The 20,430-nt window shown below is 67.4% G+C and carries 20 protein-coding genes; 10 read left to right on the forward strand and 10 right to left on the reverse strand.

From position 1 onward, the window contains the following. Window positions 1–36 precede the first annotated feature (36 nt). The 4 genes from ACZK2G_RS09785 (at window position 37) to ACZK2G_RS09800 (ending at window position 5,526) form a co-directional block, all read left to right on the forward strand. A complete protein-coding gene (locus tag ACZK2G_RS09785) occupies window positions 37–1,185 on the forward strand; it encodes an efflux RND transporter periplasmic adaptor subunit (RefSeq protein WP_136639670.1) in 1,149 nt (382 codons plus the stop codon). A 36-nt stretch (window positions 1,186–1,221) separates the two neighbouring features. After that, complete coding sequence (locus ACZK2G_RS09790) at window positions 1,222–4,371, forward strand: multidrug efflux RND transporter permease subunit (protein WP_046985645.1); 3,150 nt, start codon at window positions 1,222–1,224, stop codon at window positions 4,369–4,371. Then, window positions 4,352–4,744 (forward strand): nuclear transport factor 2 family protein, encoded by a 393-nt coding sequence (locus tag ACZK2G_RS09795; RefSeq protein ID WP_478475391.1) that lies wholly within the window; start codon window positions 4,352–4,354, stop codon window positions 4,742–4,744. Before ACZK2G_RS09790 ends, ACZK2G_RS09795 begins: the two co-directional genes overlap by 20 nt. An 83-nt stretch (window positions 4,745–4,827) precedes the next feature. Further along, entirely contained in the window at window positions 4,828–5,526 is a 699-nt protein-coding gene (locus ACZK2G_RS09800) for a COG3650 family protein (RefSeq protein ID WP_447781361.1), read from the forward strand. A gap of 36 nt (window positions 5,527–5,562) precedes the next feature. Here ACZK2G_RS09800 and ACZK2G_RS09805 read toward each other — a convergent pair whose 3' ends face one another. The 6 genes from ACZK2G_RS09805 to ACZK2G_RS09830 all read right to left on the reverse strand — a co-directional run bounded on the left by ACZK2G_RS09805 (window position 5,563) and on the right by ACZK2G_RS09830 (window position 9,679). Then, a complete protein-coding gene (locus ACZK2G_RS09805; RefSeq protein WP_478475393.1) occupies window positions 5,563–6,117 on the reverse strand; it encodes a hypothetical protein in 555 nt (184 codons plus the stop codon). Further along, window positions 6,107–6,673: an elongation factor P-like protein YeiP gene (yeiP, locus tag ACZK2G_RS09810; RefSeq protein ID WP_006363947.1), complete on the reverse strand. Its 567-nt coding sequence runs from the start codon at window positions 6,671–6,673 to the stop codon at window positions 6,107–6,109. Before yeiP ends, ACZK2G_RS09805 begins: the two co-directional genes overlap by 11 nt. 49 nt (window positions 6,674–6,722) lie before the next feature. Beyond that, complete coding sequence (locus ACZK2G_RS09815; RefSeq protein WP_337303119.1) at window positions 6,723–7,493, reverse strand: SDR family oxidoreductase; 771 nt, start codon at window positions 7,491–7,493, stop codon at window positions 6,723–6,725. A gap of 100 nt (window positions 7,494–7,593) precedes the next feature. Beyond that, window positions 7,594–8,490 (reverse strand): hydroxymethylglutaryl-CoA lyase, encoded by an 897-nt coding sequence (locus tag ACZK2G_RS09820; protein ID WP_295376265.1) that lies wholly within the window; start codon window positions 8,488–8,490, stop codon window positions 7,594–7,596. After that, window positions 8,487–8,888, reverse strand: a complete 402-nt coding sequence (locus tag ACZK2G_RS09825; RefSeq protein WP_478475396.1) for a VOC family protein — start codon at window positions 8,886–8,888, stop codon at window positions 8,487–8,489. The genes ACZK2G_RS09820 and ACZK2G_RS09825 overlap by 4 nt, the downstream gene beginning before the upstream one ends. A gap of 2 nt (window positions 8,889–8,890) precedes the next feature. Next, window positions 8,891–9,679 (reverse strand): enoyl-CoA hydratase/isomerase family protein, encoded by a 789-nt coding sequence (locus ACZK2G_RS09830; RefSeq protein WP_046985652.1) that lies wholly within the window; start codon window positions 9,677–9,679, stop codon window positions 8,891–8,893. 119 nt (window positions 9,680–9,798) lie between these two features. Between ACZK2G_RS09830 and ACZK2G_RS09835 the strand changes: the two genes are divergently transcribed. Genes ACZK2G_RS09835 through ACZK2G_RS09845 form a run of 3 tightly spaced genes read left to right on the forward strand, consistent with a single transcriptional unit; the run spans window position 9,799 to window position 12,169 of the window. Beyond that, window positions 9,799–10,053, forward strand: coding sequence for a FeoA family protein (locus ACZK2G_RS09835; protein WP_046985653.1), 255 nt, complete (start codon window positions 9,799–9,801; stop codon window positions 10,051–10,053). Further along, window positions 10,050–11,915 (forward strand): ferrous iron transporter B, encoded by a 1,866-nt coding sequence (feoB, locus tag ACZK2G_RS09840; RefSeq protein WP_136639664.1) that lies wholly within the window; start codon window positions 10,050–10,052, stop codon window positions 11,913–11,915. Before ACZK2G_RS09835 ends, feoB begins: the two co-directional genes overlap by 4 nt. Continuing rightward, window positions 11,915–12,169, forward strand: coding sequence for a DUF6587 family protein (locus tag ACZK2G_RS09845; RefSeq protein WP_253079145.1), 255 nt, complete (start codon window positions 11,915–11,917; stop codon window positions 12,167–12,169). Before feoB ends, ACZK2G_RS09845 begins: the two co-directional genes overlap by 1 nt. A 148-nt stretch (window positions 12,170–12,317) precedes the next feature. Here ACZK2G_RS09845 and ACZK2G_RS09850 read toward each other — a convergent pair whose 3' ends face one another. The 4 genes from ACZK2G_RS09850 to ACZK2G_RS09865 all read right to left on the reverse strand — a co-directional run bounded on the left by ACZK2G_RS09850 (window position 12,318) and on the right by ACZK2G_RS09865 (window position 14,758). Continuing rightward, window positions 12,318–12,779, reverse strand: a complete 462-nt coding sequence (locus ACZK2G_RS09850; RefSeq protein ID WP_253079144.1) for a DUF4304 domain-containing protein — start codon at window positions 12,777–12,779, stop codon at window positions 12,318–12,320. Window positions 12,780–12,959: 180 nt separating this feature from the next. Continuing rightward, the gene (locus tag ACZK2G_RS09855) at window positions 12,960–13,541 is read right to left on the reverse strand and encodes an NAD(P)H-dependent oxidoreductase (RefSeq protein ID WP_295379820.1); all 582 of its coding nucleotides are present in this window, start codon (window positions 13,539–13,541) and stop codon (window positions 12,960–12,962) included. A 55-nt stretch (window positions 13,542–13,596) separates the two neighbouring features. Next, complete coding sequence (locus ACZK2G_RS09860; RefSeq protein WP_478475398.1) at window positions 13,597–13,992, reverse strand: MerR family transcriptional regulator; 396 nt, start codon at window positions 13,990–13,992, stop codon at window positions 13,597–13,599. A gap of 4 nt (window positions 13,993–13,996) precedes the next feature. Continuing rightward, complete coding sequence (locus tag ACZK2G_RS09865; protein WP_426353574.1) at window positions 13,997–14,758, reverse strand: 3-oxoacyl-ACP reductase; 762 nt, start codon at window positions 14,756–14,758, stop codon at window positions 13,997–13,999. 90 nt (window positions 14,759–14,848) lie between these two features. On the opposite strand from ACZK2G_RS09865, the gene dapB reads away from it, so the two are divergent. The 3 genes from dapB to carB all read left to right on the forward strand — a co-directional run bounded on the left by dapB (window position 14,849) and on the right by carB (window position 20,423). Then, on the forward strand, window positions 14,849–15,568 hold the full coding sequence (dapB, locus tag ACZK2G_RS09870) for a 4-hydroxy-tetrahydrodipicolinate reductase (protein ID WP_478475399.1): 720 nt from the start codon (window positions 14,849–14,851) through the stop codon (window positions 15,566–15,568). Between the two features lie 335 nt (window positions 15,569–15,903). Continuing rightward, window positions 15,904–17,031 carry a glutamine-hydrolyzing carbamoyl-phosphate synthase small subunit gene (gene carA, locus ACZK2G_RS09875; protein WP_046985659.1) on the forward strand — a complete coding sequence of 376 codons (1,128 nt, stop codon included), beginning with the start codon at window positions 15,904–15,906 and terminating at the stop codon, window positions 17,029–17,031. Window positions 17,032–17,180: 149 nt separating this feature from the next. Further along, the gene (carB, locus tag ACZK2G_RS09880; protein ID WP_337303115.1) at window positions 17,181–20,423 is read left to right on the forward strand and encodes a carbamoyl-phosphate synthase large subunit; all 3,243 of its coding nucleotides are present in this window, start codon (window positions 17,181–17,183) and stop codon (window positions 20,421–20,423) included. Window positions 20,424–20,430: the final 7 nt, after the last annotated feature.

A 20,430-nucleotide genomic window follows, 5' to 3' on the forward strand; every position in this document is an offset into this window, starting at 1 on the left:
AACCTATCAGCCGCCTGCGCGGCATTGTGCACAACAATGAGAACCTTCAGGACTCCGGTCGCGTTGATCGCGGCCCTCGCCCTGGCCATGACGGCCTGTTCCTCTCCCGACGCCACGCCCGAAGCCGCACCGCGCGTCAGCGTGGTCACTGTCGGCCCGCAGGTGGTGCAGCGTGACGACGAGCTGCCCGGCCGCGTGGCCGCGGTACGTACCGCGCAGATCCGCGCCCAGGTGGGCGGCATCGTGCAACGCCGGCTGTTCGACCAGGGCGCGGAAGTCAGCGCCGGCGAGGCGCTGTTCCAGATCGATCCGGCCGCGTTCAAGGCCGACGTCGATTCGGCATTGGCCGCGCTGCAGCGCAGCGAGGCGGCACTGGGCCGCAGCCGCGTGCAGTCGCAGCGCCTGCAGGCACTGGCCGCCGCACAGGCGGTCAGCCAGCAGCACCGCGACGATGCCAGTGCCGAGTACGAACAGGCCCGTGCCGCCGTCAACGAAGCGCGCGCGATCCTCTCCCGCCGGCAGCTGGACCTGCGCTATGCGACGGTCAGCGCGCCGATTGCCGGCCGCATCGACCAGGCGCTGGTGACCGAAGGTGCGCTGGTCGGCGTGGCCGATACCGAGCCGATGGCGGTGGTGCAGCAGATCGACCAGGTCTACGTCGACGTGCGCCAGCCCGCCGCGCAGCTGGAGTCGCTGCAGCGCAGCGCCGCCGGTGGCGGCGAGTTGCCGGTAACCATCATCGGCGCCGCCGGCAAGCCGATGCCTGAGCGCGGACAGCTGCTGTTCTCCGGCATAAACGTCGACGCGCGCACCGGTGACGTGATCCTCCGCATCCTGGTCGACAACCCGGATCGTCAGTTGCTGCCCGGGATGTATGTGCGTGCCCGGGTGCCGCGTGGCGCGCCGGCCAGTGCATTGACCGTGCCGCAGCAGGCGGTGCTGCGCAGTGCTGGCGGCCAGGCGTACGCCTGGGTGATCGGTGGCGATGGCAAGGCAGTGATCCGCACGCTGGAGGTCGACGGCAGCGTTGATCGCCAGTGGCTGGTGCGCACGGGCCTGAAAGCGGGCGAGAAGGTGGTGGTCGAGGGCCAGGAGCGCCTGCAGGAAGGCGTGGTGGTCGATGCGCGCGACTGGCGGATGCCGGTCGCTGGCGCCGGTGCGGTGCAGGCCGGCAGCAAGGGCTGAGCCCGCTCCGGGCCAGCCTTCCAGGAAAAATCCAACATGGCACGTTTCTTCATCGATCGCCCGGTGTTCGCCTGGGTGCTGGCGATCTTCATCATCCTGGCCGGCGTGCTGGCGATTCCGCGCCTTGCGGTGGAACGCTATCCGGCGGTTGCGCCGCCCAGCGTCAGCATCTACGCCAGCTACCCGGGCGCCAGCCCACAGACATTGAACGATGCGGTGGTCGGCCTGATCGAGCGCGAGCTGTCCAGCGTCAAGCACCTGCTGTACTTCGAATCGTCGGTGGATACCTCCGGTGAGGCCTCGATCACCGCCACGTTCAAGCCTGGCACCAATCCGGAGCTGGCGCAGGTGGACGTGCAGAACCGGATCAAGGCGATCGAGCCGCGCCTGCCGCGCAGCGTGCGCCAGAACGGCCTGTTCGTGGAGGCTGCCGATTCCGGCTTCCTGATGCTGGTCGGCCTGCGTTCGCCGGATGCGAGCGTGAGTGAGGCGGCGCTGGGTGACTTCATGGCGCGCAACATCATCGAAGAGCTGCGGCGCATCGATGGCGTCGGCCGTGTGCAGCTGTTCGGTGCCGAGCAGGCGATGCGGGTGTGGCTGGACCCGACCCGGTTGACCGGCTACGGGCTGACCATGGGTGATGTGGCCAGCGCCATCGAGCAGCAGAACCTGGAGATCTCGCCAGGGCGCATCGGTGATTCGCCGGGCGTGCCAGGCCAGCGCATCACCGTGCCGCTCAGCGCCGACGGCCAGCTGTCCACGCCGGAACAGTTCGCGGCGATCGTGCTGCGTGCCGGCGCCGATGGTTCGCGCGTGCTGCTGGGTGACGTCGCCCGCATCGAGCTGGGTGCGCAGAGCTACGCCTGGGGCACCCGCGAGGACGGCCATCCGGCGACGGCGGCCGGCGTGCAGCTGCGCCCCGGAGCCAACGCAGTACGGACCGCCTCGGCGGTGCGCGAGCGCATGGCCGAGCTGGCGCCGCTGCTGCCGCGTGGCGTGCAGTCGAGCATTCCGTTCGACACCGCGCCGTTCGTCAAGATCTCGATCCAGAAGGTGGTGCAGACGCTGCTGGAAGCGATGCTGCTGGTGTTCGCGGTGATGTACCTGTTCCTGCAGAACTGGCGCTACACGCTGATCCCGGCGCTGGTCGCGCCGATCGCGCTGCTCGGCACCTTCGCGGTGATGCTGGCGCTGGGCTTCTCGATCAACGTGCTGACCATGTTCGGCATGGTGCTGGCGATCGGCATCATCGTCGACGACGCGATCGTGGTGGTCGAGGGCGTGGAGCGGATCATGACCGAGGAAGGCCTGCCGCCGCGCGAGGCGACCATCAAGGCGATGCGCGAGCTGACCGGTGCGGTGATCGGCATCACCCTGGTGCTGACCGCCGTGTTCATCCCGATGGCCTTGGCCAGTGGCTCGGTGGGCGCGATCTACCGTCAGTTCACCGTGGCGATGGCGGTGTCGATCCTGTTCTCGGCGCTGCTCGCGTTGAGCCTGACGCCGGCGTTGTGCGCGACGCTGCTGCGCCCGAACACCCATGGCCACCATGGTCGTGGCGGGCTGTTTGGTGCCTTCAATCGTGGCTTCGAGAGAATGACCGGGCGCTACCAGCGTGGCGTGGCTTCGGTGCTGCAGCGCAGTGGGCGGGTGATGGGCGTGTTCGCCGCACTGGTGGTGGCACTGCTGCTGGGCCTGCACTGGTTGCCGGGTGCGTTCCTGCCAGAAGAAGACCAGGGCTATTTCATGACATCGATCCAGCTGCCGGCGGAAGCCACCGCCGAGCGCACGCTGGCCGTGGTCGAAGCCTACGAACAGCATGTGGCGTCACGCCCGGGCATCGGCTCCAACCAGTCGATCCTCGGCTACAGCTTCTCCGGTTCCGGCCCGAGCGCGGCACTGACCTATACCATGCTGAAGGACTGGGGCGAGCGTGCAGGGGCCACCGCAGCCGGCGAAGTGGAGGCCGCGCAGAAGGCGATGGCGACGATTGCCGAGGGCGAGGTGATGAGCGTGATGCCGCCGGCCATCGACAGCCTGGGGCGTTCGTCCGGCTTCTCGCTGGCGCTGCAGGCGCGCACCGGGCAGGGCCAGGCAGAGCTGCGCGCGGCCCTGCAGCGGCTGCTGAAACTGGCCGAGGCCAGCCCGCTGCTGTCGGAGGTGCATGCCGATGGCCTGCCGGCCGGCACCAGCGTGCGGCTGGACATCGATCGGGCCAAGGCCGAGGCGATGGGCGTGGGTTTCGCCGATATCAGCAGCACGCTGTCGGCAGCGATGGGCTCGCAGTACGTCAACGACTTCCCCAACAAGGGACGGCTGCAGCAGGTGATCCTGCAGGCCGACGCCTCGCACCGGATGGAACTGGAGGACGTGCTGAAGCTCTATGTGCGCAACAGCGAAGGCGGCATGGTGGCGTTGTCCGAGCTGGTGACCCCGCACTGGACCGAGGCACCGCTGCAGCTGCAGCGCTATCTCGGTTTCCCGGCGCTGAACCTGTCCGGTGCACCGGCATCCGGTGTTTCCACCGGCCAGGCGATGGCGGAAATGGAGCGCCTGGCCACGCAGCTGCCGTCCGGCTTCGCCCTGCAATGGACCAGCCAGTCGCTGCAGGAGCGCGAATCCGGCGCACAGGCGCCGTGGCTGTTGCTGCTGTCGATGCTGGTGGTGTTCCTGGTGCTGGCGGCGCTGTACGAGAGCTGGTCGATTCCGCTGGCGGTGATGCTGGTGGTACCGCTGGGCCTGCTCGGTGCGGTCGTGGCGGTGTTGCTGCGCGGCATGCCCAACGACGTGTTCTTCAAGGTCGGCATGATCACTGTGATCGGGCTGTCGGCGAAGAACGCGATCCTCATCGTCGAGTTCGCACGCCAGCTGCAGCAGCAGGGCCGGGGCCTGGTGGAAGCGGCGCTGGAGGCGGCACGGCTGCGCCTGCGGCCGATCGTGATGACCTCGCTGGCGTTCGCGTTGGGCGTGGTGCCGCTGATGCTGGCGCAGGGCGCATCGAAGGAAACCCAGCAGGCGATCGGGACCGGCGTGTTCGGCGGCATGGTCAGCGCGACCGTGCTGGCGGTGTTCTTCGTGCCGGTCTTCTATGTAGTGGTGCAGGGCGCGCGGCAGTGGATCGCGCAGCGCCTGCACAGACGCCGGCCGACGCCGGAAGGATCCGTGGATGGAACGGAACATCGTTGACGATCTGCATGAACTGCAATTGAGGGCGCTGGAGCAGCGCCTGTGCGAAGCGCTGTTGGGCGATGATCACGATGCGCTGACCGCGCTGGTATCGCCGGCCTTGTTCATGATGGACGGGCAGGGTGGGTGCATGCTCGACCTGCCGTGGTTGCGCGAGTGGCTGGGCGGCCGCCTGCAGGTGCATGGCCTGCAGTCCTGCATGACGGAAACGCTGCTGTGTGGTCGCTTGGCGCTGCTGTCCAGCGACGTGCGCTTGTCGGTGCGCGAGCAGGGCCAGGAGCGCGAGCTGAAACTGCGCCTGCTGCGGGTCTGGACCTGCAGTTCCGGCGGCAGCGGCGCACAGTTGCTGTCGATGGCGGTGCTGGCCGCATGAACGCGGTCAGGCCGCTTTCAGGCCCCGCTCACCGGCAGGTGGTAGGGTCGAACATCTTTGTAGTGTCGACAAGGAGTCGAGCCATGCGTGTAGTTCCCAGTCTGTTGGCAGCCTCCCTCGGGTTGGTGTTGGCCGCGTGCCAGCCGGCCCAGCCGCCCGTCGCGGGCAGCAGCAACCCCGAACCGGCTGCCCCTCAGCCAGGCGCCAGTACCGGCGCCAGTGTCGGTAGCGAGACCACCTATCGCTGTGGCGATCTGGACGTGCGCGCGACCTTCAATGGCGAGGATGCGGCCACGGTGGTGATCGGCGACCGTACCTTCGCCATGACCTCCGAGCGTGCGGCGTCGGGCGCCAAGTACGGTGATGGCCAGGGCAACACCTTCTGGACCAAGGGCAGCGATGACGGCCTGCTGAGCCTGAAGGGTGAGGCCGACCGCGAGTGCCATGCGGTGGAAGCCACCGAGGGCGATGGCAGCGCCGGCAATGCCGCGTTCCGTGCCACCGGCAACGAGCCGGGCTGGCTGGCCATCGTTGACGGCGACACGCCCGGTCTTCAAGTGGAAGTCGACTATGGCGAGCGTCGCTTCGACGTCGCCAAGCCCACCGAAGGTGCTGACGGCTGGAGCGGCAAGGCGTCCGATGGCACCGACGTCAAGCTCAGCTTCCAGCGTACTACCTGCCAGGACGACATGAGTGGCGAGGCGTTCGATGCCAAGGTGAACCTGACCATCGGCACCCGCCAGTATCACGGCTGCGGCAATTTCGGCGCGAAGCAGCTGTAAGGCATCTGTAGAGCCGAGCCCACGCTCGGCTCTACATCACGAGGGGTTAGCCCCGCAGGGCTTCAGGTCGAGATCGAAGTCCAGGTCATAGCGGCTGTTGATCCCGATCAGCGCTTTGCGGATCGCACAGTCACCGCGATGACGCGCGACCAGGCCGGTGAAAATCTTCCTGCGGCCCTCGCAGTACTTGGCGCTGGCCTCTTCCAGTTCGCGGCGACGCTCGTCGTCGTAGGGTTCCTCACCCGCAAAGTGCTGGCAGGTGTTTTCGCGCGCGAGGAAGGCCTGCACGTCGGTCGGCATCGCGCAGTAGATGCGCACGTCGTCGACGTCATACACATCCTCCGGGATCGGGCAGCCTGCGGCTGCGCGTGCCTTGTCCAGTTCCTCATCGCCCGAGGACAGCTCGGCAGTGGGCTCCGCTTCGGCGGTGGCCTCCACGGCGGCCGGTGCCTCCACCGCCGGTGCTGCCGTCACGGCCGGTTCGACAGGCGCTGCGTTCGGCGCAGCATCGGCCGTGCTGTCCGTTGCCTGCGGCGAACACGCCGCAAGCAGGGACAGGCAACCGATCAGCGCAAGGCGCTTAGTCGGCACGGCCAGCGAATTCGCCGGTGGCGGTGTTCACCAGCACGCGCTCGCCGTTGACGATGTACTCCGGCACCATGATTTCGATGCCGGTGTTGAGCTTGGCCGGCTTCGGGCGCTTGGTGGCGGTGCCACCCTTCAGTTCCGGCGGCGTCTCGATCACTTCCAGCACCACCGAGGCCGGCAGCTGGATCGCCACCGGCTGCTCGTCGATCACCTGCACGTAGATGCCGGTCAGGCCGTCGGTGATGTAGCCGGCGTCGTCGCCGATCACGTCCGCGTCCAGGGTGTAGGGGGTGTAGTCCTCGTCATCGAGGAACACGAACGCATCGCCGTCCTTGTACGAATAGGTGGACTGGCGGCGCAGCAGTTCGACCTCGACCAGGTTGTCGTCGGCATCGAAGCTGGCGTCGAGCTTGTTGCCGCCCGGCACGCTGTACATGATGAAGCGGAAGCGGACGTTGCCGCCGCGACCCTGCGGCGAGCTGCGCTCGATGTCGCGGATCTGGTACACGCCGTTGTTGAACTCGACGACGTTGCCCTTCTTGATGTCGTTGGCTTTCATGGTGATCTAGGTCGTTGGGGGAGGGCGCCGTCCCGGCGCCCGGGGGGAATCACTTCGGAGCGAGCCGGGTAGCGCCGTCCAGGCGGATGGTCTCGCCGTTGAGGTAGGTGTTGCCGAGGATGAAGCCGACCAGGCCGGCGAAGTCTTCCGGCTTGCCCAGGCGCGACGGGAACGGGATCGAGGCGGCCAGCGACTGCTGCACGGCTTCGGGCATGCCGTCGACCATCGGCGTCCAGAACACGCCCGGAGCGATGGTATTGACGCGGATGCCGAAGCGCGACAGTTCGCGCGCCATCGGCAGCGTCATCGAGACCACGCCGCCCTTGCTGGCGGCATACGCGGCCTGGCCGATCTGGCCTTCGTAGGCAGCGATGCTGGCGGTGTTGATGATCACGCCGCGCTCGCCGTCCACGCCGGCTTCGTTGTGCTGCATGCGGTTGGCCGCAGCCTTGGCGATGTTGAAGCTGCCGACCAGGTTCACCATCACTGTGCCCTGGAAGCCGGCAAGCGGCATCGGGCCCTCCTTGCCGAGTACGCGGCCGGCACCGAGGATGCCGGCGCAGTTCATCGCGACGTTCAGGCCACCCAGGAAGTCGTGGGCCTGGTCGATGGCCGCAGCCACGGCTGCCTCATCGCTGACGTTGACGTTGAAATAGCGGGCCTTGTCGGCACCCAGCCCGGCAACGGCGGCAGCACCCTTGCCGTCGTTGAGGTCGAACAGGGCCACCTTGCCGCCCTGGGCGACGAGGTGCTGGGCCACGGCCAGGCCGAGGCCGGAGACGCCGCCAGTGATCACGGCACGTACGGAAGACAGCTGCATTGAACGGTCCTGCAGGTTCGAGAACCGCCGATTCTAACGGAAGCCGCGACCGCCGCTGTTGTGCACTGCGCCGCCTTTGCGGGGCGGCGCAGTGCGGTGGTCAACCGGCCGCGGCCAGCGCCTGCCCGGTGCGGCTGGCAGTGGCGCGGCCGAGCAGGTCGGCCAGCCAGCGGCCGGTCTCGGCCAGTGCCGGCAGGTCCACGCCGCTGTCCAGGCCCAGGCCCTGCAGCAGGTAGACCACGTCTTCGCTGGCGACATTGCCGCTGGCGCCCTTCGCATACGGGCAGCCACCGGCGCCGGACACGGCGCTGTCGACCACGCGCACGCCTTCTTCCAGGCAGGTGGCGATGTTGGCGATGGCCTGGCCGTAGGTGTCGTGGAAATGCACGGCCAGCGCCTCCATCGGGATCTCGGCAGCGACCGCCTGCAGCATCGCCCGTGCCTTGCGCGGGGTGCCGACGCCGATGGTGTCGCCCAGCGAGATTTCGTAACAGCCCATCTGGTGCAGGGCGCGTGCCACGCGCACCACGTCGGCCAGCGGTACCTCGCCCTGATAAGGGCAGCCGAGCACGGTGGAGACGTAGCCACGTACGCGCACGCCATCGGCGGCGGCGCGGCGCAGGATCGGCTCGAAGCGGGCCAGCGACTCGTCGATGCCGGCATTGGTGTTGGTGCGGTTGAAGGCTTCGGACGCGGCGGTGAACACCGCCACTTCCTCCACGCCCACCGCACGGGCGCGGTCGTAACCCTGTTCGTTCGGGACCAGCACCGGGTAGTGGATGCCCGGCCGGCGCTGGATGCCGGCATAGACCTCGGCGGCGTCGGCCAGCTGCGGGACCCACTTTGGGCTGACGAAGCTGGTCGCCTCGATGCTGCGCAGGCCAGTGGCCGACAGGCGGTTGATCAGTTCGATCTTGTCGGCGGTGGAGACCGACTGCTTTTCGTTCTGCAGGCCGTCACGCGGGCCGACCTCGACGATGCGGACGTAGTCGCTCATGCGGCCACCTCGCTGACGGGGCGATGGCAGACCGCTTCGATGTTGTTGCCATCAGGGTCGAGCACGAAGGCGCCGTAGTAATCCGGGTGGTACCACGGGCGCAGGCCCGGGGCACCGTTATCGCGGCCACCGGCGGCGAGCGCGGCGGCATGGAAGGCGTCCACCTGCGCGCGGCTGGCGCAGGCGAAGGCCACGTGCACGCCGTGGCTGGCGGTGCCGCCATTGCCAAGCCAGAAGAACGGCTTGCCGTCGCTGCCGAAGCCGATGTGGTCGTGGGCGCCGGTCTGTACGGCGGTGACTTCCATCACCACGCCGATCTGCAGCGGTGCCAGTGCCTGCAGGAAGAAGGTCTTGCTGCGCGCCAGGTCGGCGCTGGTCAAACCAAGATGATCGAGCATGTTCAGGCTTCCGTGACCCAATGGGGGGCGCGCTTGTCGAGGAAGGCGCCCAGGCCCTCCTGGCCCTCGGCGGACACCCGCAGGCGCGCGATCAGGGCGGCATTATCGCGATCCAGGGCATCGCGGTCATGGCTGTCGCGGACCTGCCGCACCAGCTGTTTCGCTGACGACGAGGCGATCGGGCCGGCCTTGTCGAGCAGGGCCAGCTGGCGCTGCACAGCCTCGTCCAGGCGTTCCGGCTCGACCAGCTGGTGGACCAGGCCGATGCGCAGCGCGGTCTCGGCGTCGAAATGCTCGCCGGTGGCGAACCAGCGACGGGCCTGGCGCGGGCCGATGGCCTCGATCACATAGGGCGAAATCACCGCCGGCAGCAGGCCGAGACGGCTTTCAGTCAGGCCGAAGCGGGCCGAGCTGCTGGCGATGGCGATGTCGCAGCAGGCGACCAGGCCGACGCCACCGCCAAAGGCCGCGCCGTGGACCCGGGCCAGGGTCGGCTTGGGCAGTTCGTCCAGGGTACGCATCAGCCGTGCCAGCGCCAGCGAGTCCTCGCGGTTGTCGGCCTCGCTGGCGGCAGCCATACCGCGCATCCACTGCATGTCGGCACCGGCCGAGAATGAAGCACCGTGCCCGGCCACCACCACCGCGCGTACCGTGCTGTCGCGTCCGGCGGCTTCGAGTGCGGCGGTCAGCCGCGCTATCAGGCCGGCGTCAAAGGCGTTGTGCAGCTCCGGCCGGTTCAGCCAGAGGGTGAGGACGGCGCCACTGCGCTCGATCTGCAAAGCATCGTTCATGGGATTCCAGGGTCACTCCATACCTGTATGGATCATAGCGGGCCATTGGTCATGGGCCATGACGCGACGCGGGAATGTTAGAATCGAGAACCATTTACATCCAGCAGAGAATACGCTAGATGACGCTGTCCGAACTGCCGCTGCACACCTCGGCCGTGGTCGAGTCCGTGCAGGACCTCCATGCCAACGATGCCATCGCCCGTCGCCTGCGCGAGCTGGGTTTCGTGAAGGGCGAGGAAGTGCGCCTGGTGGCCAAGGGCCCGGTCGGTGGCGAGCCGCTGCTGGTGCAGGTCGGGTTCACTCGCTTCGCGCTGCGGATCAGTGAAGCCAAGCGCGTCGTGGTCGACGCCAACCGCCAGGAGCGTCGCGCATGACCGCTGCAGCCTCTACCGCACCGCTGCGCATTGCGCTGGTCGGTAACCCCAACAGCGGCAAGACCGCGCTGTTCAACCAGCTGACCGGCAGCCGCCAGAAGGTCGCCAACTACACCGGTGTCACCGTCGAGCGCAAGGAAGGCCGCCTGCGCGCGCCGTCTGGCCGTGAATTCGCAGTACTTGACCTGCCGGGCGCCTACAGCCTGCATCCGGCCAGCCTGGACGAGGCGATCACCCGTGATCTGTGCCGGGGCTTCTACCCGGGCGAAGCCGCACCGGACGTGCTGCTGTGCGTGATCGATGCCACCAACCTTCGCCTGCACCTGCGTTTCGCGCTGGAACTGCGCGAGCTGGGCAAGCCGATGGTGGTGGCGCTGAACATGGTCGATGCGGCCCAGCGCCGCGGCATCCAGGTGGATGTGGCCGCGCTGGAGCGCGAGTTGGGCGTGCCGGTGGTGGAGACCGTGGCGGTACGCAGGCAGGGTGCCAAGGCCCTGGTCGAGCGCCTCGACGCGATGGTGCCGCACTTGGACGCACCGGTGCCCGGCCCGGAGGGCGGCATCGACTACCACGCCAAGGTGCGCGAGATCCTGTCGGTGGCCGTGCGCATGCCGGCGCGCACTGCGAAGATCGACGACGCGCTGGACCGCTGGCTGCTGCACCCGGTGTTCGGCCTGATCAGCCTGGCGGTGGTGATGTTCCTGATCTTCCAGGCGGTGTACGCCTGGGCAACACCGTTGATGGACGGTATCGAGGCCGGTTTCGCCTGGCTTGGTGCCTTTGTCGGCAGCGTGCTGCCCGAAGGTCCGCTGGCCAGCCTGCTGACCGATGGCATCATCGCCGGCGTCGGTGGCGTGGTGGTGTTCCTTCCGCAGATCCTGATCCTGTTCTTCTTCATCCTGGTGCTGGAGGAATCCGGCTACCTGCCGCGTGCGGCGTTCCTGCTCGACCGCATGATGGCGGCCGCAGGCCTGTCCGGTCGCTCGTTCATCCCGCTGCTGTCCAGTTTCGCCTGCGCGGTGCCGGGCATCATGTCCACGCGCAGCATCCAGGACCCGCGTGACCGCCTGGCCACGATCCTGGTCGCGCCGCTGATGACCTGCTCGGCGCGCCTGCCGGTGTATGCGCTGCTGATTGGTGCGTTCATTCCGCAGAAGACGGTGTGGGGCGTGTTCAACCAGCAGGGCCTGGTGCTGTTCGGCCTGTATGCGGCCGGCATCCTCAGTGCGCTGGCGATGTCGTGGATCATGAAGAAGTGGCGCCGCGACAAGAGCGAGCACCCGCTGATGCTGGAGCTGCCGTCGTACCGCCTGCCGCATGTGCGCGACCTGGCGGTGGGCCTGTACGAGCGCGGCATGATCTTCCTCAAGCGCGTCGGCGGCATCATCCTGGCGCTGACCATCCTGCTGTGGGTGCTGCTGTCGTTCCCGGCGGCCCCGGTCGGCGCCACCATGCCGGCCATCGATTACAGCTACGCCGGCCAGATAGGCCATGCGATGGCGGTGTTCTTTGCGCCGCTGGGCTTCAACTGGCAGATCTGCATCGCGCTGATTCCGGGCCTGGCCGCGCGCGAAGTGGCGGTGTCCTCGCTGGCCACCGTGTACGCGCTGTCGGCGGCCGATGACGATGCCGCCAGCCAGGCACTGACCCCGCTGATCAGCGACGGCTGGTCGCTGGCCACCGCGCTGTCGCTGCTGGTCTGGTACATCTACGCCCCGATGTGCATCTCGACGCTGGCCACCATCAAGCGCGAGACCAATTCGTGGAAGACGATGGCCTTCTCGGCGTTCTACCTGTTTGCTGCGGCCTACGTGGCGGCGCTGATCACCTACCAGGTGACCAAGGCGCTGGGGGGCGGCTGATGGACGGCGGACTGCTGCTGCAGTACCTGATCATTGCGGTGGCCGTGCTGGTCAGTGCCTGGGTGGTGTTGAAGAAGCAGTTCCCCGGCACCCTGCGCAAGCTGCGTGGTGCGCTGGCGCTGGCCCTGCTGAAGCCGGGCCGCGCCGCCTGGATGCAGGCGCTGGGACGGAGAATCGCGCCGCCGGCCACCGGCGGCGGTGGTGCCTGTGGCGGTTGCGACAGCTGCGGACCGCCGCCGCCCAAACAGCACTGACTCTGCCTTGGTAGGTGCGAGCCTTCGGCCGGTAGGTGCGGGCCTTCGCCCTGTGGGTGCTGACTTCGCCCGGTGGGTGCGGACTTCGCCCGGTGGGTGCGGACTTCGCCCGGTGGGTGCGAACCTTGGTTCGCACGCTTTCCGGGGTTCAGACCTCCCTGCGGATGATTGCCCGGAAGCTTCCATCCTGATTCAATCGCCGCACCGACTCCCGGTCTCCATGGGTTGTCGCGAAGCTCGCCACGTCGGCAAGGGCGCCGAGCAGCAGGCATTTCATCGCATCGCGATTGCCGGCCTCCAGCAGATCATCAAGATCCTGCTGGATGAAGGCCCGGCGCAGGCCTGGCGTCGCTTCGATCCGCCAGTCGACATGGGGCGTAGGAATGCTGGAGCGGTACCTGAAAGCCGTTTCAAGATCGTCAGGCGCGAGGGGATACGCGAGCAGCTCTGGAAAGTAGAGCCCGGCATTCACATAGAAGCCCCGGCTTTCACTGGCGCGTTGGTGATTCACGACAAGCAGGGCGTCATCCAGCAAGCGGTAGCGGGTCGTCGACGTGCCGGCAAAGCCGGTCTTCCTGGCGCACTTGCTGAAGACAGTCGAGGATTTCATGGGCTTTGCCTGGGCCGGAAGAGGGCTCTCAGCCTTTAGGTGCAGAGCCTTGGGGTCAATTGGCAAACGCGACACGCGCAACGAGCGCCGCAGGTAGGTGCAAACCTTCCAGGTGGGTGCAAATCCTCGCCCCAGGTGGGTGCGAACCTTGGTTCGCACGCTTTACCCATGGCTGCGGATCTACCCGGCCCGCGCTCCCAGCTCCGCTGCCAGTGCCAGCCATTTGTTGCGTTGCGCCGGGCTGCTGCTGCGCACCGCCCCCAGCCGGCTGACCCGCACCGGGCGGATGCCGCAGAACTCCAGGATGGTGGCGCGGATCTGGGTGATGCCCGGGTCGCGGTAGATCCAGCGGTAGTACCAGGGCGGCGTGTCCAGCGTGGTGATCACGCGCGCGCTGCGCCCGGCCAGCAATCGGTCCCACCACACCGAATCGCGCCGGTAGCGGAAGGCGTACCCCGGCAACAGCACACGATCGAAAAAGCCCTTCAGCAGCGCCGGCATCGCACCCCACCAGGTGGGATAGACCAGCACCAGGTGATCGCAGGCCTCGATCGCATCGGCGGCGTCCTGCAGATCGGCTTCCAGTGGCTGGATCTGGCGATAGCCATGGCGCAGCACGGGATCGAACTCAAGGTCACCCAGTGCGATCAGTCGCACCCGATGGCCGGCGTTCTCGGCGGCGGTGGCGTAGCGCTGGGCGAGGGCGCCGCACAGGCTGTCGCGGTCGGGATGGCCCAGCAGGATCAGGATGGAGCGGGACACGGCAACCTCGGGCAATGGAAAGTGCGCGAGGGTGCGGTCTGCCCCAGGGGCAGAGTCAAACGCCGGTGGGGCAGCCGCTGGGTTGCAGGACGCAATCAGTGCCGCCGGAGTGCAGCCATCGCTGCAGTTCATCGCGGACCTGCCGCAGGGCAAGGTCGACCTGTTCCAGCCGCGCCCGCTCACTGGCAATGCGGGTGCGCTGCTGTTCCAGCAAGACCAGTACCGCAGGCCAGTCGAGCCGTCCATCGCGACCCTGCAGGCCGGATATCGCGGCCAGGGTGATGCCCAGCCCCAACGCCTGGCGGATCAGTTGCACCCAGGCCACGTCCTGTTCGCTGTAGTCGCGATAGCGGTTCAGTCGTGGCACCGGCGGCAGCAGTCCGCGTGCCTCGTACAGGCGGATGGCCTTGGCGCTGGCCCCGGTCAGGCGGCTTACCTCGGAGATGCGCATCGGCTCAGTCCCGCACCAGCCCGCCGTCCACCACCAGGTTCTGGCCGGTCACCGCGCGCGACCAGGGGCTGGCGAAGAACAGCGCCGCATCGGCGAACTCGGCCGGGGTCGTGACGCTGCGCAGTGGTGTATTGGCGGCGATGTAGTCGAATACCGCTTCGGGCGTGGCGGCGCTGGCATCGGTGGTGCGCAGCAGGCCGCCGGACAGCATGTTGACGGTGATGCCGTGCGGGCCGAGGTCGCCTGCCAGGGTGCGGGTCAGCGACAGCAGCGCGGCTTTGGCGGCAGTGTAGTCGTGATAGGGCACCACCGGATTCTGGAACAGGTTGGTGCCGATGTTGATGACGCGACCGAAACGGCGCGCCTGCATCCCGGGCAGGGCGGCCTGCACGGTGTTCAGCGCACCGCGCACACTGCCTTCGAACTGTGCCTGGAAGGCCGGCCAGCCGATGTCGGCAGCGCTGTCGCGGGCGTCGCCATTGAACGAGAAGGCGGCCAGCGCGTTGTTGACCACGGTGGTGACGCCCTGGCCGAAATGTGCCAGCGCGTGCTGCAGCATTGCATCGACCTGGGTGCGGTCGGTGACATCGGCCGGCAGCGCGATCGCCTGGCCACCCAGCTCGCTGGCCAGCGCACGTGCGACGGCCTCGCTGCGGTGATAGTTGATGATGACGCGGGCGCCCTGTGCGGCGAAGGCGCGGGCGATGTGCTGGCCAAGGCCGCGGCCGGCGCCGGTGACCAGCACCAGCTGTTCGCTGATCTGCATGGTGGAACTGCCATCCATTGCATGAAAGGGCATGCAGCGTAGCAGCGATGGCGCTTGCCGGAGCAGGCGTGCTGCCGCTAGCCTGCAGGCATGAACCAGACTCCCCTGCGATTGCTCATTCACGGCGCCTCCGGGCGCATGGGCCAGGCCCTGCTGCGACTGGCCGCCGAACATCCCGAAACCCTGCAGATCGTGGCCGCGGTGACCGGCCGTGCACCGGCCCAGCGCGTGGTCGACGGCGTGCCGTTCTTTGCTGCCAGCGAGCTGCCCGGTGCGCCGGCGTTCGACGTAGCGATCGACTTCAGCCTGCCGGAGGGCTTCGACCAGCTGCTGGCGCTGTGCGTGGAGCGGGGTGCGGGCCTGGTTTCAGGCACCACCGGCATCTCCAGCAGCCAGCGCCAGGCGCTGGAAGCCGCGGCAACGACCATCCCGCTGGTCTGGGCCTCCAACTTCAGCCTGGGCGTGGCGGTGCTGGACGAGGTGGTCGAGCGCGCCGCGCAGGCGCTGGCTGGCTGGGACTGCGATGTGGTCGAATCGCACCACACCCAGAAGAAGGACGCGCCGTCGGGCACCGCGCTGACCCTGGGGGCGGCCGCGCAGCGGGGTGGGGCGGAGCCGCATTACGCCAGCCTGCGTGCCGGCGACATCGTGGGCGAGCATCTGGTGCAGTTCACCGGGCTGGGCGAGCGCATCGAGCTGGTGCACCGGGCCACCAACCGCGACATCTTTGCCCGCGGCGCGCTGTTCGCCGCCCGCCAGCTGCAGGGACGGGCCCCGGGCAGCTATCGGGTGCGGGACCTGCTGCAGTAAGGCGGGCTGATTCCGGGGGTCGGATCCCTTTCCAGTGGAAAGGGCTCTGACCCAACCCGAGGGCGCCTGGGGTCAGAGCCTTTCCCATCCGGGAAAGGATCCGACCCCGCCTCCGGCCCGCATACGCCGCCGGATTGAAATGAATACGCAATCGCCTGTTCATGAAGCGCGATAACCGCTGGCGCGCGGGCCCCGGCACCGCTACAATTCGCACTCGCCGAATCACGAAAGCCGGACCGGTCCCAGACCGTACGTCCGCGCTTTTTTGCAACCGGATTTCCGTGAAGCGCAGGCGTGACTTCGGCAGCCCCCTCGGTAGCCAAAGTGAGATTCCCGTGACCCAAGCCGCAATCCTCGTCCTCGAAGACGGCACCGTATTCGAGGGCGAATCCGTAGGCGCGCCCGGCCTGTCCGTCGGTGAGGTGGTGTTCAACACCGCCATGACCGGCTACCAGGAAGTGTTGACCGACCCGTCCTACGCCCGGCAGATGGTCACGCTGACCTATCCGCACATCGGTAACACCGGCATGACCGACCAGGACGATGAAGCGTCCAAGGTGTGGTCGGCCGGCCTGATCGTGCGCGATGTACCGCGCCGCCCCAGCAACTGGCGCAGCCAGGTGTCGCTGCAGGACTGGCTGATCCAGCGTGGCGTGGTCGCCATCGCCGGCATCGACACCCGCAAGCTGACCCGCATCCTGCGCGAGAAGGGCGCGCAGAACGGTGCGCTGATGGCCGGTGACATCGACGTGGAAAAGGCACTGGAAGCCGCCCGCAAGTTCCCGGGGCTGAAGGGTATGGATCTGGCCAAGGTCGTCACTACCGAGAAGACCTACGTCTGGACCGAGGGCCAGCTGGACCTGGATGCCAACGCCTTTGTCAGCGTGCCGGCCAAGCACAAGGTGGTGGCCTACGACTTCGGCGTGAAGACCAATATCCTGCGCATGCTGGCCGAGCGCGGCTGCGAGGTCACCGTGGTGCCGGCGCAGACCCCGGCCGCCGAAGTGCTGGCGCTGAAGCCGGACGGCGTGTTCCTGTCCAACGGCCCGGGTGACCCGGAACCGTGCGACTACGCCATCGAAGCGATCAAGACCTTCATCGAGCAGAAGATCCCGACCTTCGGCATCTGCCTGGGCCATCAGCTGCTGGGCCTGGCCTCGGGCGCGAAGACCATCAAGATGGGCCACGGCCACCATGGCGCCAACCACCCGGTGCAGGACCTGGACAGCGGCCGGGTGATGATCACCTCGCAGAACCACGGCTTTGCGGTCGACGAAGCGACCCTGCCGGCGACCCTGCGCGTGACCCACCGTTCGCTGTTCGATGGCACCAACCAGGGCATCGCCCGCACCGACGTGCCGGCGTTCTCGTTCCAGGGCCACCCGGAAGCGTCGCCGGGCCCGCACGATGTCGGCCCGTTGTTCGACCGTTTCGTGGTGCTGATGGAGCAGGCCAAGGCGTGATCAGTACGCCGCCGGCCCCCCGGTGGCGTCGCGATGGACCGTAAGCCCCCGCATCGCTGCTGCCCCTGGCGCGGCGCTGCGGATCAAGATTCCTGATCGACAGCGTGCGATCACCCCCCTTGTCACGCTGTACTGACTTAGAGAAGAAAATGCCCAAGCGCACTGACCTCAAGACCATCCTCATCATCGGTGCTGGCCCGATCGTCATCGGCCAGGCCTGCGAGTTCGACTACTCCGGCGCGCAGGCCTGCAAGGCCCTGCGTGACGAGGGTTACCGCGTGGTGCTGGTCAACAGCAACCCGGCCACGATCATGACCGACCCGGAGATGGCCGACGCCGTCTACATCGAGCCGATCAACTGGCAGACGGTCGAGAAGATCATCGCCAAGGAAAAGCCCGATGCGCTGCTGCCGACCATGGGTGGGCAGACCGCGCTGAACTGCGCGCTGGACCTGGCCGACAACGGCGTACTGGAGAAGTACAACGTTGAACTGATCGGCGCCAAGCGCGAAGCGATCCGCATGGCCGAAGACCGCGAGCTGTTCCGCGTGGCCATGGGTGAGATCGGCCTGGAATGCCCGACCGCCGCTGTCGCCCACACCCTGGACGAAGCGCTGGAGATCCAGACCCGCGTCGGCTACCCGACCATCATCCGCCCCAGCTTCACCCTGGGCGGCAGCGGTGGCGGCATCGCCTACAACCGCGAAGAACTGGTCGACATCGTCAGCCGTGGCCTGGAGCTGTCGCCGACCACCGAAGTGCTGGTGGAAGAGTCGGTGCTGGGCTGGAAGGAATTCGAGATGGAAGTGGTCCGCGATACGGCGGACAACTGCATCATCGTCTGCTCGATCGAGAACCTGGACCCGATGGGCGTGCACACCGGTGACTCGATCACCGTGGCCCCGGCGCAGACCTTGACCGACAAGGAATACCAGCGCCTGCGCGATGCCTCCATTGCCGTGCTGCGCAAGATCGGCGTGGATACCGGTGGCTCGAACGTGCAGTTCGGCATCAACCCGGACACCGGCCGCGTCGTGGTGATCGAGATGAACCCGCGCGTGTCGCGTTCCTCGGCGCTGGCTTCGAAGGCCACCGGCTTCCCGATTGCCAAGGTCGCCGCCAAGCTGGCCGTCGGCTACACCCTGGACGAACTGAAGAACGAGATCACCGGCGGCCTGACCCCGGCCTCCTTCGAACCGTCCATCGACTACGTCGTCACCAAGATCCCGCGCTTCGCCTTCGAGAAGTTCCCCGCCGCCGATGCGCGCCTGACCACCCAGATGAAGTCGGTGGGTGAGGTGATGGCGATGGGCCGCACCTTCCAGGAATCGATGCAGAAGGCACTGCGCGGCCTGGAAACCGGCAAGGTCGGCTTCGACCCGACCGGCCTGGACCTGACCAATGAGGACGATCTGCAGACCCTGCGCCGCGAGCTGAAGGCACCGGGCCCGGAGCGCCTGTTCTTCGTCGCCGACGCATTCCGTGCCGGCATGAGCGTGGAGGACATCTTCAAGCTGTCCTACATCGATCCGTGGTTCCTGGACCAGATCGAAGAAATCATCGCCGCCGAGACCCAGGTCGCAGCCGATGGCATCGACGCACTGGATGCCGCGCGCCTGCGCAAGCTGAAGCGTTCCGGTTTCTCCGATGCGCGCCTGGCGCAGCTGACCGGCACCAACGAAGCGGCCATCCGCGCGCTGCGCCGTGCGCACAAGGTGCGCCCGGTCTACAAGCGCGTTGACTCCTGCGCCGGTGAGTTCTCCACCGGTACCGCCTACCTGTACTCGACCTACGAGGACGAGTGCGAGGCCGCGCCGAGCAACCGCGACAAGATCATGATCCTGGGCGGTGGCCCGAACCGCATCGGGCAGGGCATCGAGTTCGACTACTGCTGCGTGCACGCGGCACTGGCGCTGCGCGAGGATGGTTATGAAACCATCATGGTCAACTGCAACCCGGAAACCGTGTCGACCGACTACGACACCTCCGACCGCCTGTACTTCGAACCGCTGACCCTGGAAGACGTGCTGGAAATCGTCGAACTGGAACAGCCCAAGGGCGTGATCGTGCAGTACGGCGGCCAGACCCCGCTGAAGCTGGCGCGCGCGCTGGAAGCCAATGGCGTGCCAGTGATCGGCACCAGCCCGGACTCCATCGACCTGGCCGAAGACCGCGAGCGCTTCCAGCAGCTGGTCGACACCCTGGGCCTGAAGCAGCCGCCGAACCGCATCGCACGCAACGACCAGGAAGCCCTGCTGCTGGCCCGCGAGATCGGCTACCCGCTGGTGGTGCGTCCGAGCTACGTGCTGGGCGGCCGCGCCATGGAAATCGTCTACGGCGAATCCGACCTGGCCCGCTACGTGCGCGACGCGGTGAAGGTGTCCAACGATTCGCCGGTGCTGCTGGACCGCTTCCTCGACAACGCCGTCGAGTGCGACGTGGACATCATTGCTGACAAGGATGGCAACGTCCTGATCGGTGGCGTGATGGAGCACATCGAAGAGGCTGGCGTGCATTCGGGCGATTCCTCGTGCTCGCTGCCGCCGTACTCGCTGTCGGCTGGTACCCAGGCTGAACTGCGCCGCCAGGTGGTGGAGCTGGCCAAGGCCCTGAACGTGGTCGGCCTGATGAACACCCAGTTTGCGATCCAGACCAGCGATGAGGGTGATGACACCATCTACCTGCTGGAAGTGAATCCGCGTGCCTCGCGCACCGTGCCGTTCGTGTCCAAGGCCACCGGCATGCCGCTGGCCAAGATCGCCGCCCGCTGCATGGCCGGCAAGACCCTGGAAGAGCAGGGCGCAACCAAGGAAATCGTGCCGGACTACTACTCGGTGAAGGAAGCGATCTTCCCGTTCGCCAAGTTCCAGGGCGTCGACCCGATCCTCGGGCCGGAGATGCGTTCCACCGGTGAGGTGATGGGCGTGGGCCGCACCTTCAACGCCGCCTTCGCGCGTGCCCAGGAGGCGGGCGGCATCAAGGCCCCGCCGATCGGCAAGGCCTTCGTTTCGGTTCGCGACCCGGACAAGAAGCGCGTGCTGCCGGTGGCCAAGGCACTGCTGGCGCGTGGCTACAGCCTGGTCGCTACCCGTGGCACCGCCGCGTGGCTGCAGCAGCATGGCATGGACTGCGAGATCATCAACAAGGTGGTCGAAGGCCGTCCGCACATCGTCGACTCGATCAAGAACGGCGAGATCGTCTACATCGTCAACACGACCGAAGGTCGCTCGGCGATCAACGATTCGTTCTCGATCCGTCGCGAGGCGCTGCAGCATCGCGTCACCTACTCGACCACCATCGCCGGCGCCAAGGCGCTGGTGGATTCACTGGAATTCCGCGGCACCGGCCCTGTCTGGTCGCTGCAGGAGCTGCACAAGGAGTTGAATGCATGAGAGCCCC

The organism is Stenotrophomonas sp. 107298_Sma (genome assembly GCF_056480345.1).

Bases quoted from the DNA above. Each gene is read 5' to 3' on its own strand.
- ACZK2G_RS09785 (WP_136639670.1), top strand. From the start codon at position 37: ATGAGAACCTTCAGGACTCCGGTCGCGTTGATCGCGGCCCTCGCCCTG.
- ACZK2G_RS09790 (WP_046985645.1), top strand. From the start codon at position 1,222: ATGGCACGTTTCTTCATCGATCGCCCGGTGTTCGCCTGGGTGCTGGCG.
- ACZK2G_RS09795 (WP_478475391.1), top strand. From the start codon at position 4,352: ATGGAACGGAACATCGTTGACGATCTGCATGAACTGCAATTGAGGGCG.
- ACZK2G_RS09800 (WP_447781361.1), top strand. From the start codon at position 4,828: ATGCGTGTAGTTCCCAGTCTGTTGGCAGCCTCCCTCGGGTTGGTGTTG.
- yeiP (WP_006363947.1), bottom strand. From the start codon at position 6,673: ATGAAAGCCAACGACATCAAGAAGGGCAACGTCGTCGAGTTCAACAAC.
- ACZK2G_RS09815 (WP_337303119.1), bottom strand. From the start codon at position 7,493: ATGCAGCTGTCTTCCGTACGTGCCGTGATCACTGGCGGCGTCTCCGGC.
- ACZK2G_RS09820 (WP_295376265.1), bottom strand. From the start codon at position 8,490: ATGAGCGACTACGTCCGCATCGTCGAGGTCGGCCCGCGTGACGGCCTG.
- ACZK2G_RS09825 (WP_478475396.1), bottom strand. From the start codon at position 8,888: ATGCTCGATCATCTTGGTTTGACCAGCGCCGACCTGGCGCGCAGCAAG.
- ACZK2G_RS09830 (WP_046985652.1), bottom strand. From the start codon at position 9,679: ATGAACGATGCTTTGCAGATCGAGCGCAGTGGCGCCGTCCTCACCCTC.
- ACZK2G_RS09835 (WP_046985653.1), top strand. From the start codon at position 9,799: ATGACGCTGTCCGAACTGCCGCTGCACACCTCGGCCGTGGTCGAGTCC.
- feoB (WP_136639664.1), top strand. From the start codon at position 10,050: ATGACCGCTGCAGCCTCTACCGCACCGCTGCGCATTGCGCTGGTCGGT.
- ACZK2G_RS09845 (WP_253079145.1), top strand. From the start codon at position 11,915: ATGGACGGCGGACTGCTGCTGCAGTACCTGATCATTGCGGTGGCCGTG.
- ACZK2G_RS09850 (WP_253079144.1), bottom strand. From the start codon at position 12,779: ATGAAATCCTCGACTGTCTTCAGCAAGTGCGCCAGGAAGACCGGCTTT.
- ACZK2G_RS09860 (WP_478475398.1), bottom strand. From the start codon at position 13,992: ATGCGCATCTCCGAGGTAAGCCGCCTGACCGGGGCCAGCGCCAAGGCC.
- ACZK2G_RS09865 (WP_426353574.1), bottom strand. From the start codon at position 14,758: ATGCAGATCAGCGAACAGCTGGTGCTGGTCACCGGCGCCGGCCGCGGC.
- dapB (WP_478475399.1), top strand. From the start codon at position 14,849: ATGAACCAGACTCCCCTGCGATTGCTCATTCACGGCGCCTCCGGGCGC.
- carB (WP_337303115.1), top strand. From the start codon at position 17,181: ATGCCCAAGCGCACTGACCTCAAGACCATCCTCATCATCGGTGCTGGC.